This window comes from Ruegeria sp. CH2 (assembly GCF_056537065.1).
In genome coordinates this window covers 1-14,997 of the sequence record NZ_JBQFQV010000004.1, presented here as the reverse complement: position 1 = coordinate 14,997, position 14,997 = coordinate 1, and the positions used below count along the sequence as shown (strand labels likewise).

The following is a 14,997-nucleotide window of genomic DNA, read 5'->3' as shown; positions in this document are numbered from 1 at the left end:
AAATTGTGGGGAAAGGATGGTGGGTGATGAGAGACTCGAACTCCCGACATCTTCGGTGTAAACGAAGCGCTCTACCAACTGAGCTAATCACCCGTGACGCTGCATGTAGCCAAGCCAGCGGGCGGGCGCAAGAGGGTCTGTGAGATTTTTATTCCGCGATGGGTTGCGGATAGGAAATGCCGCCCTCAACAACGCCAGCCTCGGTGAGCATGGGCTTATGAGGCAGGTCTGCGTGGGTTTCAGGCGTGTGGTCTGGAAAAGATCAAAGGCGCTTGCAAGAGCCCTATGGCCTCCGATATGCCCGAAGAGACTGCAACTTTCCGGTCGGGAGCACACATGATCCTACCCTTCGCCTGCCGTATCTGGATGGTGGCACTGGTCCTTGGCGCATTTGTGCTGGCTCCGGTTCGGGCCGGGGCAGAAGGGGTTTTGGTTTTCGCCGCGGCCAGTCTCAAGACCGCTTTGGACGAAATCGCAACGGAATACACAGAGCGGACGGGGCAGGATGTCACCGTGTCTTACGCGGCGTCTTCGGTACTGGCGCGGCAGATTCAGCAGGGTGCGCCTGCGGACGTGTTCATCTCGGCCAATGCCGACTGGATGGATTTTCTGGAACAGCAGGGCTTGCTGCGGCCAGGGACACGGTCGGATTTGCTGGGCAACAGTCTGGTTCTGATCGGCGCTGCGGGGCGTCCTGTTCTGGGCGACATTCGGGTGGTTCATGACCTCAGGGCCGAGCTGGGCGAAGGCTTTCTGGCCATGGCGCTGGTCGATGCGGTGCCCGCCGGTATCTACGGCAAGGCGGCTTTGCAGGGGCTGAACCTGTGGGGGGCGGTGCAGGACCGAGTGGCACAAACCGACAATGTGCGCGCTGCGCTGGCCCTTGTGGCAACGGGTGCTGCGCCTCTGGGGATCGTCTATCGATCGGATGCGCAGGCGGAACAGCGGGTCAGTGTTGTGGCCAGTATTCCCAACGACCTGCACCCTCCGATCATCTATCCGGCGGCGATGACAGGTAATGCCACGGGTGCGGCGCGGGCTTTTCTGGATCATCTGCACAGCGATGCGGCTTTGGCTATTTTTCAGGAGCAGGGATTTTCCTTGCCGGGCGGGTGATCGCGTTGGAGTGGTTGGGCCCCGCTGAAGTCGAAGCGCTGAAGCTGTCGCTGCGCGTGTCATTCTGGGCGACGCTGGCGACTTTGCCGGTCGGGATTTTCGTGGCCTACATTCTGGCCCGCTGGCGGTTCCCCGGGCGGCAGGTTCTGAATGGTCTGGTGCATTTACCTTTGATCCTGCCGCCGGTTGTGACGGGGTATCTGCTGTTGCTGACCTTCGGCATTCAGGGGCCGTTGGGGCGGTTCTTGGCCGAGTTCGGCATTGTGGTTGCCTTTCGCTGGACTGGGGCCGCGCTGGCCGCTGGTATCATGGCGTTTCCGCTGATGGTCCGGGCGATACGTCTGTCGATCGAGGCGGTGGACCCGAAGCTGGAACAGGCGGGGGCGACGCTGGGGGCGTCGCGGCCTATGGTGTTTCTGACCGTGACCTTGCCGATGATCCTGCCCGGTGTCATCGCCGGGGCCATTCTGGCCTTTGCCAAGGCCATGGGTGAGTTTGGGGCCACGATTACATTCGTTTCGAATATTCCGGGCCAGACGCAGACATTACCATCGGCTGTATACGCCTTCTTGCAGGTGCCGGGGGGCGAGGCTGCTGCAACGCGGCTGGTCCTGATCTCGATCGTCATCGCCATGGGCGCGCTATTGCTGTCGGAATATGTGGGACGGCGCGCTGCCGCGCGGGTGGCCGGATCATGAGCCTGTCCGTTCGCTTGCATCATCAGCTGCCGGGGATCGATCTGGAGGTCAGTTTTGACGCGCCACCCGGTGTGACCGTGCTGTTTGGGCGTTCCGGGTCGGGCAAGACCACGATTGTCAACGCGGTGGCCGGATTGCTGCGGCCGCGCGCGGGCAGGGTGGCCGTGGATGACTGGGTGTTGTTTGACACCGATAGGGGGCATTGGCTGCCACCGCACCGGCGGCGGTTGGGCTATATTTTTCAGGAGGGGCGGTTGTTCCCGCATCTGACCGTGCGCCAGAACCTTGCCTATGGCCGCTGGTTCGCCCCCAAAAGCGCGCGGCGTGAAGACCCGGAAAAGGTCATCGAGATGCTGGGGATCGGCCACCTTCTGAATCGCCGTCCAGCCGGGTTGTCAGGAGGCGAAAAACAGCGCGTGTCGATAGGCAGGGCGTTGCTGGCCAGCCCGCGACTGATCCTTGCAGATGAACCGCTTGCGGCGCTGGACGAGGCCCGCAAGGCGGAGATCCTGCCCTATTTCGAGCGTCTCAGGGATGAGGTGTCTGTCCCGATCCTGTATGTGACCCACTCAGCCGACGAGGTGGCCCGTCTGGCCACATCGGTTGTCGCTTTGCAGGATGGCAGGGTCGTCCGCCATGGCCCCGCGTCCGAGGTTCTGTCGGATCCGTCCGTGGCGCCCGCAGGTGTGCGCGCGGTCGGGGCCGTGTTGGAAGTGCAGGTGCACCAGCACCACGCTGACGGGTTGACCGAGCTGAACGCAAATGGCGCGCGTCTGTTTCTGCCACGTATCGGGCAGGAGGTCGGCGCGCATCTGCGAATTCGCATTCCGGCGCAAGAGGTGATCCTGTCCGTCCAAAAGCCCGAGGGTCTGTCGGCATTGAACGTGCTCAGCGGGACGGTCGACTCGATCCGGTCGGGTGAAGGTCCCGGAGCGATCGTGTCGGTCAGGACACTGGCTGGGACTGTTCTTGCACGGGTCACGCGCCGGTCAGTTGCGGCGTTGAACTTGCAGCCGGGCAGCACGTGCCATGCCGTGATCAAGACGGTTGCACTGGCCCCGCAGAATGTCGGTGGCCGTATCGGGACTGGCACCTGACCTCAGGCAAGTGCGCGGGCTTCGTGTTCCAGCAGGATAAGGCGCGCGGCGCGCCCAAACCCCTGATGGCCAGAGGAGGGACGGTCGGGAAATATGGCGGCCAGTTCCTGGAGCGCGTCGGATGAAAGGGTATGTAGCGCCTCTTCCCCCAGAAACAGGCTTTCTGCCTGTGCCCCATCCGCCGAGAGGATTTCGTGCCGATCCAGCAGGATGTGAAGATACTCGACCGTTTCAACCGAGGTATCGAGCCCTATTCCGGGCCATCTGCACAGGTGCTTGGCGGCAACCAGCGCTTCGGTGGTTCCGAAAAGCAGTTCGACCCGGGGGCCTTTCACCAGAATACGGTGCTGCTGAGACACCAGAAGATCCCGCGAGGGTGTGTTGGATCCCAGACTGCTTGCCGAGATGCGAACGGGCCACATTGCGGGTTCATTGCGTAATCGGTCGGGTGGGATCGTGCTGCTTTCGATCCAGCGAACAGGTTGCAACCCGTGATCGGCTGTCGCCACCTTGTCCCCGACCTTCAGGGTCTCTATGGCGCGGGGGCCGTTTTCGGCCTCGATCAGGGTTCCGGCTACGAAACACACGCCTTCGATCCGGATGACCACCTCTACCGGGTCCGGGGAGCCGGTAAACGGAAGTGTAATCGGACCGGCTTGCGTTGTTCCCGAGACACTGATGAAGAAGGAATCAAAAACAACTTCACCATTGTCGAGGCTGTCGAAAAACGTCGGATCGACCGTATAGGTCCACTCACCGGTATTTGGGTCGATCGTGGCTGTACCGTTGGCAGGGGGTGTCGCAATTGTCCAGGTTTGGGTGAGCGGTGTAAAGTTTCCGTTGTTCAGCGTGGGTTGCCCCATCGCCACATTGGGTGGGGACCCGGTCACGTTGCCGGTCAATTCACCTGTGATCGGAACTGAAACCAACTAGACCTCGCCTTGTTGCAGCATCCGCTCAAATTCCTTCTTTCGGTACAGGCGCATATGAACCTCGCCTGCATCGTCCCGTGTCCATTCGACAATCCGGTTGCGTGTCATGTCGCTGTCCATTCGGTTGGTGCGCACGCGCGGATGCGGGATCTCTTGCTTGAGGATATCAACAATCTGGCTGGTCTGTCCAAACGGCGCGACAAGGTCGATGATCCAGAAGGAAGACCCGCTGGTAAAATCCTTGTCTGTCAGTGACGTTTCTTTCACCGCATAGCGATATTCGGCGTCGGGGCTGAGACCGGCAAAAGTGACGAATCCGCGGGGAAAGCCATTTTGCCTGAAGATCTGGTATTGGCCCAGACGGAACGGGGTTTCGAACGCATAAAGAACTTGTGCAAGGTTACGTTTCTGGTGCGTTTTTGTCAGACCCGCGAGATAGAACATCGCCCCCAGATCCGCATATTTCTCGGGTGGGAAATCGAACCAGTCTTTTGGAAAACTCTTGTTCAACGGAACTGCCGACAGTTTGATGCGTTATTAATTCTTTCGGGTAGTGTACTTGTTTCCGGCGATATGAATAGTGGAATTTCCCCGGATAACTGTGCCGGCGCAGCTGGTTTGCCCCACTTTACTCGCAGGGTGTCGTGGTTATGCTATCGGTATTGGTGCCATCGTTTTGGGATATCTGGATCATGCGTTTTCTCAAGCCATTCATCACTGCCACACTTGTTTTAGCGCCAGCGGTGGCTGGGGCGGTGGGGTTCGGCCTGTCAGTCCGGCCGCAGTTCCGAACCGAGATCACGCCCTTGCCGGACGGGGTTTACGAAGTAAAGGCTGTCGGTTCATCCGCGCCGGTCAATTATTGGTGCGGGATCGGAGATTATGCCATTCGCACACTGGGCGTTCCGAACTCGCAGAGGATCTATATCTGGCGGGCGTATGAACCCGGCGTGCGAACGGTGCAATTTTCCATGACTCCGCCGCCGGGGGCCGATACGAAACCCGGCTATTCGATCACGGTCAAGAAAGTCGGAGCAAACATGTCGGCGGTGTCGGCGCAGAACTATTGCTACGACAATTTCATCATGGACCCGTTCTGATCGTCAGACCCATTTTGCCATCGGAGGCAGGCTCATCAGAACGGCATCCGGGTCATGCCCGGTTTCCAGACCGAATTTTGTGCCCCGGTCATAGACGAGGTTGTATTCCGCATAAAGGCCGCGATGCACCAGTTGGGTGGTCTTGTCCGCTTCTGAGAAGTTCTGAACGCGGCGCTTTTCAACCAAGGGAAGGAAGGCGGGCAGAAAGGCCCTGCCAATATCCTGTGTCAGGGCAAAATCCGCCTGCCAGTCACCGGTGCAATAGTCGTCCATGAAGATCCCGCCGACGCCACGCGCGCGTTTGCGGTGAGGGATATAGAAATACTCGTCAGCCCATTCCTTGAGGCGCGGGTAATGGGCGGGTCCGTGCGGGTCCAGATGCGCCTTTTGCGTGGCATGGAAATGCGCGGTGTCCTCGTCATACTCGATGCAGGGGTTGAGGTCCGAGCCGCCACCGAACCACCAGGCATGGGGTGTCCAGAACATGCGTGTATTCATGTGGACCGCCGGGGCACGGGGGTTCTGCATATGGGCCACAAGGCTGATACCCGACGCCCAGAAGCGCGGGTCTTCGGTCATTCCGGGGATGCCTTTGCGCGCCGCCATCGCTTGTTGCGCACGTTCGCCCAGCGTGCCGTAGACAGTCGAGACATTGACACCAACCTTTTCAAACACACGCCCGCCGCGCATGACCGACATCAGCCCGCCGCCCGCGTCTGACCCATCGTCCGACTGGCGTTTGGTTTCCTTGACCTCGAACCGACCGGGTGCGGCATCGGCAAACGGCCCGTCGGTGTGGCTGTCTTCAAGGGCTTCGAACGCTGCAACGATGTCATCGCGCAATTGGCGAAACCAGGCGGAGGCGGTAGATTTTTCTGTTTCGAACATGGGTCTTAATGTGCAGGGGCTGCGACCGGGTCAAGCAGGGTACGGCCACCATCGATTGTCAGGATCTGTCCGGTGACGAAACCAGCTGCATCAGACGCAAGATATTGCGCGGTTTCCGTCAGTTCCGTGGCCGAGGCGATGCGGGCCAAGGGCGTGTGCTTTTCGATATCGACGCGGTAGTCGCGATTGTCCTTGAGGGTCGATTGTAGCGATGCGCTCATGACCGAACCCAGCGCAATCGAGTTGACGCGGATACGTTTCGGAGCCAGCGCAACCGCAAGGGACCGGGTCAGCTGATCCAGCGCTGCGGTCGAGACGGAATAGGCCATCAGATCGGGGTGGGTCCGCCGGGCCGCGATCGAGGACAGGTTGATGATCGTCCCCGCCGGGCTTTCGACATCGCCGTCGGCCTGTTTGATCATGCGCTTTGCAACCAGCTGGCTGAGCCGCAGGGCGGGCATCAGGTTCTGGTTCAGCAGGGTGCGCATCGAATCGTCATCCGGATCCAGCGGATCAGACGGGATCACCTGCCGTGCGCCGTTGACCAGAATATCCACCTGGTCGAACGCATCCAGCGTCGCAGATAACAGGTTGGCTATGGTCAGCTTTTCGCGCAGATCGCCCGCAAAGTACCGGATATTGCTGCCTTCGGCCTGTTCTCCAAGCTCGTCGATCAGGCGTTTTTCATCTATGTCGGCAAACATGACATTTGCGCCCGCATCCGCGAAATGCCGCCCGATGGCCAGGCCGATGCCACTGGCCCCGCCCGTAACGATTGCTGTCTTGCCAGCGATGGAAAAGGACATCCGAATCCTCCTGAATTGGGGCGCAGGTTAACGGGCCTTAACGCCGAGGGCGAGAGGCCTGGAATACCTTGAACCGGTTGTCGCCGGCAATTTCACCGACCTGAGCGAAATGTTCGTTCAGTGTAGCTTCGTAAGGAAGGTGCCGGTTGGCGACCATCCAAAGGGTTCCGTTGCGTGTCAGATTGCGGGCGGCGGAGGTTATAAACCCTTGCCCCAAGGTGGGATCCGCGCTGCGAGACGTGTGGAATGGCGGGTTCATCACAACGGTGTCGATAGGTTCCGGGGCGGTCCAGGATACGGCATCGCTCCAGTGGAAATGCGCCTGGGATTGAGTAACATTAAGCCGCGCGCAGGTCAGGGCCGCATGGTCAGCTTCGACCAGATGCAGCGAGGTTATCCCGCCGCGCTTCAGGATTTCCGCAGACAGATACCCCCATCCCGCACCCAGATCGGCCACGCAGGAGCCAAGCCGGTCAGGCAGAGTCTTCAGCAACAGGGCCGAGGCAGGATCAATCCCGTCCGCTGAAAACACACCCGGTGCCGTGTGGTATCCGCCAACCATCTGCTGTTTCGGCGCGGCCCAGTCCGCAAAGGCCTGATCATCGGCCTGAAACCAGAAAATCTTGCCATGTGCTTTGGAAAGCGGTCCCTCGACCGGAACCCGCTTGCGCACATCCTTCAAAATGCTGTCCACACCGTCCGTCTTGGCACCGTCGATGACAACCAGGCCGTTCGCCCGCGCACAGGCCTGCTGAATGAGCGACCGGGCCAGTGCCTTGGCGCGGGGCAGAAAGACAATGGCGTCCTGACAGGGGCCATCTGCGTCGGGCACCGTTTCAAAACCCTGCGCGGCGAAATGGTCGTGAAATGGTTTGAAGGGCTGCACAACTTGTGCGCCGCCCGCCAGCGCAGACAGATCATGGTCGGGCGTGGGGCAGATCACGCTAAGAGGGGGGGACAGTGTCAGGCCGTTTTGCAGGGCAAGTTCCAGACGAGGGGACATGGGCAATTCCGGCTGAGAGAGGCGCGCGCGTCAGGCCAAAGGCCTTACTCTTCGCGTTCCATTGTGCATTGCAAAGGGTGCTGGTGCCGGCGGGCAAAATCCATCACCTGACCAACTTTGGTCTCGGCAATTTCGTGGCTGAAAACACCGACTACGGCCACGCCTTTCTTGTGAACGGTCAGCATGATCTCGAACGCCTGCGCATGGGTCATGCCGAAGAAGCGTTCAAGCACATGCACCACAAACTCCATCGGTGTATAATCGTCGTTCAGCAACAGGACCTTGTATAAAGGCGGACGCTTGGTTTTTGGGCGTGTCTGTACCAGGACGGACGCGTCACTGTCGTCGTCCGGCTTGTCAGACATCATCCAGATCATTTCAAGCATCGTGTGCAACTGTCCGATTCAGGCTTGGGGTTTATCTTGGCGCTTATATAACGTGTGCATGGCTGGTGAAAAGAGCAAGCGGACGTAAACGGGATGACGACCAAGCTGACGACAATCGGGTTTGATGCAGACGACACCCTTTGGCATAACGAACGGTTTTTTCAGCTGACGCAGGCTCGTTTTGCTGAACTCTTGGCCGATCATGCCGATCGTGATCACCTGATGGACCGTCTTCTTGCGGCAGAAAAACGCAACATTCAGCGCTATGGGTATGGCATCAAGGGATTTGTCCTGTCGATGATCGAGACGGCGATCGAAGTCACCGAAAGCCGCGTTCCGGCCTGGGTCATCCGGCAGCTGATCGAAGCGGGGCAAGAGATGCTGGCCCATCCGATCGAGCTGTTACCCCATGCCCGCGAGGCCGTCGAAGGTGTTGCCGATGCGTATCGGGTTATCCTGATCACCAAGGGCGACTTGATCGATCAGGAACGCAAACTGGCCCAGTCCGGGCTGGGTGATCTGTTCGATGGTGTGGAAATCGTTTCCGAAAAGACGCCCGAAACCTATCGGTTCGTGTTCGACCGTCATGGTGATGGCCCGACTGCCGCAATGATGATCGGCAATTCGATGCGGTCAGATGTCGTAGCCCCGATTCAGGCCGGGTGCTGGGGTGTCTACGTGCCCCACGGTCTGGTCTGGGAGGTGGAACATGCAGAAGCCCCGGTCGAAAGCCCCCGATTCCGCGAGTTAAGGGATTTGGGTGATCTGGCCGATCTGTTGCGCGACCTGAAGTGATGTTGCCTTTTCGCCTCAGTTTCACATAAACCCTGCCGCAACCGGGCGCAGTTTTGCCTTTATCGCGCATCTGGTGGTTCTGACGGGAAAATTCGCAAGATATAGCCTCAGCCCAGACGCAAAACGAAACTGCGAAAACCTCAGCTTTCGGTTTATTTCATTGGGTCGCTGTGATAGCCTTGGAGACAATAAAATAAATATTGCTGACCGGGAAAACCCGGCAGCGTGAGGCAGACAGAGGCAAAGATCGTGCAGATTCGGCGGACAGTTCCGGCCCGAATGGGCTTTTTCCTTATAGCGTTGCTATGTGTGCTGGCGTTTGCGCCGCTCAGGTCAATGGCGGCGCCTTATGCAGCTATGGTGATTGACGCCCGAACTGGCGAGGTGCTGCATTCACGAAATGCGGATGCGCGGCTGCACCCGGCCTCGCTGACCAAGATGATGACGCTCTATATCGCGTTTGAGGCAGTGCGAAACGGCGAAATCACACTGGATACACCCGTTCGGATTACCCAGAAGGCGGCGGCCGAGCCCCCGTCGAAGCTGGGCCTGCGCGCGGGCCAGACGATTGCGTTCCGCTATCTGATCCGCGCCGCTGCGGTAAAATCGGCCAACGACGCGGCCACGGCGATCGGCATTGCCATCAGTGGCTCGGAAGCAGCCTTTGCCCGCCGTATGACCCGAACCGCCAAAGCAATGGGAATGAGCCGCACGACCTTCAAGAATGCGCATGGTCTGACTGAGGCAGGGCACCTGTCCAGCGCGCGTGACATGACCACGCTGGGACGGCATCTGCTATATGATTACCCGCAGTATTATAACCTGTTCTCGCGCCAATCGACGGATGCCGGTATCAAGACTGTTCCCAACACCAACCGCCGCCTACTGGCGGCCTATAAAGGTGCGGACGGAATAAAGACCGGATACACACGTGCGGCGGGGTTCAACCTGGTGGCGTCGGCCAAACGCAAGGATGAGCGTATCATCGCAACTGTCTTTGGTGGTAAATCCGGGGCGTCGCGGAACGCCAAGGTTGCGGAATTGCTGGATTTGGGGTTTCGCCGTGCCCCGTCTCGTGCACCTATCCGCAAACCTGAGCGCCCGGTCTATGCGGGCAATGTCGGGCTGGGGGGCGATACCCAAGTTGCAGCGCTGAGCGGAGCACCGAAATCCAGCCTGCGCCCGCTTGGGCGCCCGAGTGCCACAACACAGGTTGCCAGTGCGGTCGCGGTCGTGGCAGACCAGAACAGCGACCGTATCAGCAGCGGCATTGCCGCAGCGATTGCCGAAGCGGATATTGCTCCAACCGCCCCGCCGGTTGAAACGTCGGACACCCGCCCGGCATTGCGCCCGGACAATCTGGTGCTGGCCTCGACCGAGCCCGCCAGCCCTCCAGAGCCCGAGCAGGAAGTGATTACCCGCCTGTCCTCGTCCGGTGGGCATCTGTGGGGGGTCAATGTGGGCCGCTACACCACACGATATGAGGCCGAGAAGATCCTGCTGAAAACGGCGCTGTCGGAAATGACTACGCTGGATGGCAGTCTGCGCAAGGTCAGTCAGAGCTCGCGCGGATTTGATGCGACATTCCAGGGCATGACGCGGGAACAGGCCGATCTGGCGTGTCGTCGTCTGCAAGCCCGCAATGTCACCTGTTTCATGATCGGGCCATCATAAGGTCCGGCATAATCTCTCCTGTTGGGTCTGGGCTGCGGTCATCCGCGGCCCTTTTTTAATCGAAGACGTGACCGTGCTGATATTGCTCGTCCTGTCCCGCAGCGGCGGTCAGGGCGGCGACATTGTCCTTGGTGAAGAACCCGTCATACTTGTGACACCGCTCGATATATTCGGTGATCAGAAGCGTATTCTGCGAGTGTTTCGAGAAAATCTGTTTCAGGTTCGGGTCGTCTTTGCATTCGCCCACCACATGGGCCAGGAACGGCACGCCCTTGTCCTTCAGCGTGTTCACGACAAAGTCGACATTCTTTTCCCCGGCACCATGGTCGCCATCCTTGATCTCGACGGCCATGTGATGCAGGCGACGGCCAAAATTGCGCACAAAATCCTCGGTCGGCATCGGCAGCTTGGCGAATGAGTTGACGAAGGACGGCGTGTTGTTGGCGGTGAAAACCTTGGCCGGAGATTTCTTGTCATCGTCCACATTGGCGTTGCGGTTCACATTGGTGGACGAGTTCATGTCGAAGATGTTGTAAGCCCCCCAGAAATAGTAGGGCACCATGGTCAGGAATTCGAGGATCGCATCCTCGCGCTCACCCGCCAGCACGCGGGTCGCCAGATGATCGATGCCCAGCATCAAAGGCGCGATTTTGCTGTCCGATCCGAACGCGGCTGCCTGATCCAGCCGGGCCTGTTCCGCGTTACTCAGCAACACGCGATCACCAAGACCGAGGCTGTCTGTGTCATTGAAATCATGTGTCGAATACCCGACCCGGTTGCAGGTGAAATCGGACGGGGTCGTGAAGCGGAAGCCGCCCAATGTGTAGAACGGGTTTTCTGTGTCTCCCGCATATTCGAAGCGGATATTCTGATCCTCAAGCGTCCGGGTCAGCGCCTTCAGATCGCTGGCGCCGAAAACCTCGCCAACATACCGCGTTTGCGGCGTGTTGCGGGCCAGCGGGTACATGCGATTGATGCGGGGAATGAAGTCTTCGAAACCGGGGCTGAGCGGGGCCATCACGATCAGCGCGGGATAATCGGGATGCGAATGCAGGACCGAAAATTTGTGGGTCTGCCCCAGATAGCTGGCGGTGTGGCGATAGGGTGTCATCACGTAAAGCTCGACCAGCGTATCGAACAGCGCGCCGGTTTCGACCTGCATACAGATCGCGCGCATTGGCCCGACCTGATCGGCAATTCCCGAGCTTGTCCGGCGCTCGTAGATTTTCGGCAGGTATTCCGCAAAGAAGTCCGAGTTCTTCTTGTCGCCCCGGGGTTGATAGGACATCAGATCAAAGGACATTCGACTACCTCCGTGCACGAAGCCCTGACTGCAGCAAGGCATCGCTTGAAATTGTGGTTTTCAGAACATGTGCTTGCCCGCCATGCTAGGCGCTGAGACCTGTGCGGGCAACAGTCGTGAAATTGGGTTGCTGACGTTAACGCATGATGTTCAGCGGGTGAATTTCGTCACCTCGACACTTCCCCCGATCAGGCTTTCGCGAACTGAGCGGGCAATCTGAACGGCAGTTGGACCATCCCCGTGCAGGCAGATCGTGTCGATGGACGTTTCCAGCCGCTTGCCGCTTTCGGTGATGATCGCACCTTCGCGGACCATGTTCAGGATGCGAGGTCCGGCGACGTCGGCGTCGTGGATGACGGCGCCGGGCAGGCTGCGATCAACCAGTGTTCCGTCGTCGTTATATGCACGGTCGGCGAAAATCTCGCCCACCCAATTGCACCCGAGTTCACGCACGGCCTCTTCCTGTTTTGTCGCGGCCAGCACCATGACGATGATATCGGGATCAACATCCAGTGCACCCTGATAACAGGCGTGCGCCATATTGATATCGGCTGAACACATATTGGCCAGCGCCCCGTGCAGTTTCAGGTGCCGTACCTTGGTACCAACCGCCGTGGCCATGCCGATTGCGGCCCCCAACTGATACCGGACCAGATTGCACAGGTTGTCATGGGGCAGCTTCATGTTCCGCCGGCCAAACCCCTGCAGATCTGGAAAGCCGGGATGCGCGCCGATGCCTACGTCGTTTTCGGCCGCCAGTTTCATCGTTGATGCCATCACATCCGGATCACCGGCATGAAACCCACAGGCGATGTTGGCCGAGGTGATGATTTTCAACAGGCTTTCGTCATCGCCCATTTTCCAGGGACCAAAGCTTTCCCCCATATCGGCATTCAGATCGACGCTTGGCATTGGCACATCTCCTTAGTCGGTGGCAGAGATCACTCCGCCGATCAATTGGTAGGACAACAGGTCCGGTATGTCATGGGGATCACGCACCAGTGCCTCGACTTTTGAGGGCAGGCGCGCAAGGTCTGACAGGAACGCTTTGTGCATTTCTTCAGCCTGTTCCATGCTGACAAATTCGAACCGGATGTCGCCGCCTGCGGGTGTCTGTGCCGCGCGGGACATATCGCATGGCAGAACGGTCGCGATACGAGGGTACCCGCCCGTGGTCTGACATTCCGGCAACAGGATGAACGGATCGCCAGTGCCGGTCATCTGGATATCGCCGGGGGTGATCACCTCGGACAGGATATTCAGCTGGCCCGAGGCGGCAAAGCCGTCACCGTCGCTGTCCACCTGCATGCCCATCCGGTTGGCGCGTGCGCCGCGCCGGAAATTGGTTTGGGCAAACCGTTCAAGCGTCGCGCCGTCAAACAAAGATGTCTGAAAACTGGCAACCACATGCAGCACCCCGCCCGAAAACCGCTCGACAGCAGCCAGTTTCATCCCGCTGTTGCCTGCATCCGGTCCACAGGTCAGCCTGTCACCCTGCTGTAACGCCCGGCCAATCCGCGCTGTCAGATGGGTGGAGCGGGACCCCAGAAAAACCTCGGCATCAATACCGCCGCCCAGATGCAGATAGCCGTAGTTTCCAGCCAGCGTCGCCCCGATGACCAGCCTTTGCCCGGCGCTCAGTTGGTGCGAGGCGTTCCAGGCGACAGGGCTGCCATCAATGCTGGCCTGCATTCGTGCGCCAGTCAGGGCGATGCGCGTGTTATGCGTCGCCTCGAACTCGCCTCCCATCCCGGCCATCTCCAGCGCCGCAAGGTTTGGGCTTTGATCCAGCAACGCCGCCCCTTCATGCAAGGCCAGAATATCCGCGGCCCCTGATCGGGACAGCCCCTGATCCAGAAAACCTGTGCGCCCCTGATCCTGAATGGTGCAGGCCGGGCCAATCCGGTGGACGATCAGGCTCATGGCGCGATCTCCTCACAGGTTGCGCCGCCTGTGCCGTCCTCGTTGTTGACTCTGATGTGTTCCAGAACGTCGCGGGAAACGGGCTCGAACAACAGTTCATCGCCAGGTCTAAGGGTAAAGGCCTCGACCCTTTCGGGACGGAAACACCGAAAGGCGGTCTGCCCGATATGCCGCCACCCGGTTGGCGTCGGCCCGGAAAACAGAACAAATTGCGAGATCGCCAGAACCAGAGCCCCTTCCGGCACCATGGGGGTCAGGCTTTGCAGCCGGGGAATGTTGAATTCGGGTCCCAGAGGCCCAAGATAAGGCTGCCCCGGAGCGAAGCCGATGGTCAGAACCCGCACGCGGGATTGTCCAAGCCGACGTATTGCTTCTTCCGGTGACAGGCCGGCAGCAGCGGCGGCATCGTCAAGCTGGGGCGCAAGGTCGGTCCCGTAAACCGTCGGAACGCGCCACAACCTGCGACCCGCGGGCAGGGGTGTAGTGTACCAGTCCTTCTGGTCAACCAGATCCCGAAGCTTTTGCAGCATCTTCTGATGAGAGATGCGCTGCGTGTCGAACCGAACAAAGGCCGAGCCCAGGGAGGCTGACGACTCGGTCACCTCATCCCAGTGCAGACGATCGACTTCAGACCGAAACGCCAGTGCTGCCCGGTTCGCGGTGTCGGTCATCCTATCCGCAAAGGTCACCAGCGCGCCGTCAAATCCGACGGTTCTGACCAAAGGAAACTGAATGTTGCGCGCCATTGCTGATCTGCTTTCGGATCGAAGAGTGAATTGGTGGAACCTGACCGCATCTTTAGGCGATGCGCAAGACAGGGCGTTCAATAGCGGACATCGTGCCTGTTCCGTCCACATCCCGGCAGGGAGCGACCCGCAGTATTAGGCGTCCGGCGGGGGTGAGAGGTTTTTGACCGGATTCTGGCCGCAGTTCCGACTCGTTTTCCCGTTTCGAGTCGCCCTGACTTGTATCTTGAAATCGCGGAGTCTCTATATCTTGTGTCGGCCCATTTTGTCTCATGGGGCTTGCCAGTCAGATCGTGCCCAAAAGTACCCGGACAGAAGGGTGGAGGTCAATTTTGAATGAATGTAAGCCGTTGAAGTAAAACAATAAACAAAGAAAATTCAAAAAAAAGACCAATAACGTCATTTTCCGCTTGCGGGTTTTGAGAGTAATACTTAGAACCCCCTTCACCGGCGCAACTGAGGTTGGCCTGACGGACTGGAAAGACGGTTGAGACGCGCCGGAGAGACGGTGGGCATCTGAGGTTGAGGTT

17 protein-coding genes and 1 tRNA gene are annotated in these 14,997 nt (G+C 59.2%); 6 read left to right on the top strand and 12 right to left on the bottom strand.

Annotated elements, in window-relative coordinates; all coding sequences use genetic code 11:
• Window positions 1-17 precede the first annotated feature (17 nt).
• Window positions 18-93: transfer RNA gene (locus tag ACR0M9_RS07780), tRNA-Val, on the bottom strand.
• A 243-nt stretch (window positions 94-336) separates the two neighbouring features.
• Between ACR0M9_RS07780 and modA the strand changes: the two genes are divergently transcribed.
• The 3 genes from modA to modC are packed head-to-tail and all read left to right on the top strand — an operon-like array spanning window position 337 to window position 2,911.
• Window positions 337-1,116, top strand: coding sequence for a molybdate ABC transporter substrate-binding protein (modA, locus tag ACR0M9_RS07775; protein WP_480773267.1), 780 nt, complete (start codon window positions 337-339; stop codon window positions 1,114-1,116).
• A 5-nt stretch (window positions 1,117-1,121) separates the two neighbouring features.
• Window positions 1,122-1,814 carry a molybdate ABC transporter permease subunit gene (gene modB / locus ACR0M9_RS07770; RefSeq protein WP_209598758.1) on the top strand — a complete coding sequence of 231 codons (693 nt, stop codon included), beginning with the start codon at window positions 1,122-1,124 and terminating at the stop codon, window positions 1,812-1,814.
• Window positions 1,811-2,911 carry a molybdenum ABC transporter ATP-binding protein gene (modC, locus tag ACR0M9_RS07765; RefSeq protein WP_480486811.1) on the top strand — a complete coding sequence of 367 codons (1,101 nt, stop codon included), beginning with the start codon at window positions 1,811-1,813 and terminating at the stop codon, window positions 2,909-2,911. The genes modB and modC overlap by 4 nt, the downstream gene beginning before the upstream one ends.
• Before the next feature lie 2 nt (window positions 2,912-2,913).
• Here modC and ACR0M9_RS07760 read toward each other — a convergent pair whose 3' ends face one another.
• Complete coding sequence (locus ACR0M9_RS07760; RefSeq protein ID WP_480492799.1) at window positions 2,914-3,801, bottom strand: Hint domain-containing protein; 888 nt, start codon at window positions 3,799-3,801, stop codon at window positions 2,914-2,916.
• Between the two features lie 39 nt (window positions 3,802-3,840).
• On the bottom strand, window positions 3,841-4,353 hold the full coding sequence (locus ACR0M9_RS07755) for a toxin-activating lysine-acyltransferase (RefSeq protein ID WP_209507836.1): 513 nt from the start codon (window positions 4,351-4,353) through the stop codon (window positions 3,841-3,843).
• A 140-nt stretch (window positions 4,354-4,493) separates the two neighbouring features.
• On the opposite strand from ACR0M9_RS07755, the gene ACR0M9_RS07750 reads away from it, so the two are divergent.
• A complete protein-coding gene (locus ACR0M9_RS07750) occupies window positions 4,494-4,943 on the top strand; it encodes a hypothetical protein (protein WP_480773266.1) in 450 nt (149 codons plus the stop codon).
• Between the two features lie 3 nt (window positions 4,944-4,946).
• On the opposite strand, the gene hemF is transcribed toward ACR0M9_RS07750, so the two are convergent.
• Genes hemF through clpS form a run of 4 tightly spaced genes read right to left on the bottom strand, consistent with a single transcriptional unit; the run spans window position 4,947 to window position 8,026 of the window.
• Window positions 4,947-5,831, bottom strand: a complete 885-nt coding sequence (gene hemF / locus ACR0M9_RS07745; protein WP_480773265.1) for an oxygen-dependent coproporphyrinogen oxidase — start codon at window positions 5,829-5,831, stop codon at window positions 4,947-4,949.
• A gap of 5 nt (window positions 5,832-5,836) precedes the next feature.
• Entirely contained in the window at window positions 5,837-6,637 is an 801-nt protein-coding gene (locus ACR0M9_RS07740; protein WP_480773264.1) for an SDR family NAD(P)-dependent oxidoreductase, read from the bottom strand.
• Window positions 6,638-6,674: 37 nt separating this feature from the next.
• Window positions 6,675-7,640, bottom strand: a complete 966-nt coding sequence (locus ACR0M9_RS07735) for a class I SAM-dependent methyltransferase (protein WP_480773263.1) — start codon at window positions 7,638-7,640, stop codon at window positions 6,675-6,677.
• Window positions 7,641-7,684: 44 nt separating this feature from the next.
• Entirely contained in the window at window positions 7,685-8,026 is a 342-nt protein-coding gene (gene clpS, locus ACR0M9_RS07730; protein ID WP_209598551.1) for an ATP-dependent Clp protease adapter ClpS, read from the bottom strand.
• A 93-nt stretch (window positions 8,027-8,119) separates the two neighbouring features.
• Here clpS and ACR0M9_RS07725 point away from each other — a divergent pair, with 93 nt between their 5' ends.
• Together ACR0M9_RS07725 and ACR0M9_RS07720 are read left to right on the top strand one after the other, a co-directional pair.
• Window positions 8,120-8,821 (top strand): HAD family hydrolase, encoded by a 702-nt coding sequence (locus ACR0M9_RS07725; protein ID WP_480773262.1) that lies wholly within the window; start codon window positions 8,120-8,122, stop codon window positions 8,819-8,821.
• A gap of 279 nt (window positions 8,822-9,100) precedes the next feature.
• Complete coding sequence (locus ACR0M9_RS07720) at window positions 9,101-10,495, top strand: D-alanyl-D-alanine carboxypeptidase family protein (protein WP_480773261.1); 1,395 nt, start codon at window positions 9,101-9,103, stop codon at window positions 10,493-10,495.
• Window positions 10,496-10,550: 55 nt separating this feature from the next.
• Here ACR0M9_RS07720 and ACR0M9_RS07715 read toward each other — a convergent pair whose 3' ends face one another.
• The 5 genes from ACR0M9_RS07715 to ACR0M9_RS07695 all read right to left on the bottom strand — a co-directional run.
• Window positions 10,551-11,798, bottom strand: a complete 1,248-nt coding sequence (locus ACR0M9_RS07715; protein ID WP_480773260.1) for a hypothetical protein — start codon at window positions 11,796-11,798, stop codon at window positions 10,551-10,553.
• Between the two features lie 150 nt (window positions 11,799-11,948).
• A complete protein-coding gene (locus tag ACR0M9_RS07710) occupies window positions 11,949-12,710 on the bottom strand; it encodes a LamB/YcsF family protein (RefSeq protein WP_480558938.1) in 762 nt (253 codons plus the stop codon).
• Window positions 12,711-12,722: 12 nt separating this feature from the next.
• Window positions 12,723-13,721, bottom strand: a complete 999-nt coding sequence (locus ACR0M9_RS07705) for a 5-oxoprolinase subunit C family protein (protein WP_480773259.1) — start codon at window positions 13,719-13,721, stop codon at window positions 12,723-12,725.
• Window positions 13,718-14,467: a 5-oxoprolinase subunit B family protein gene (locus ACR0M9_RS07700; protein ID WP_480538879.1), complete on the bottom strand. Its 750-nt coding sequence runs from the start codon at window positions 14,465-14,467 to the stop codon at window positions 13,718-13,720. The genes ACR0M9_RS07705 and ACR0M9_RS07700 overlap by 4 nt, the downstream gene beginning before the upstream one ends.
• Before the next feature lie 326 nt (window positions 14,468-14,793).
• A partial coding sequence (locus tag ACR0M9_RS07695; RefSeq protein WP_480492726.1) for a hypothetical protein occupies window positions 14,794-14,997 on the bottom strand: 204 nt, incomplete at its 5' end.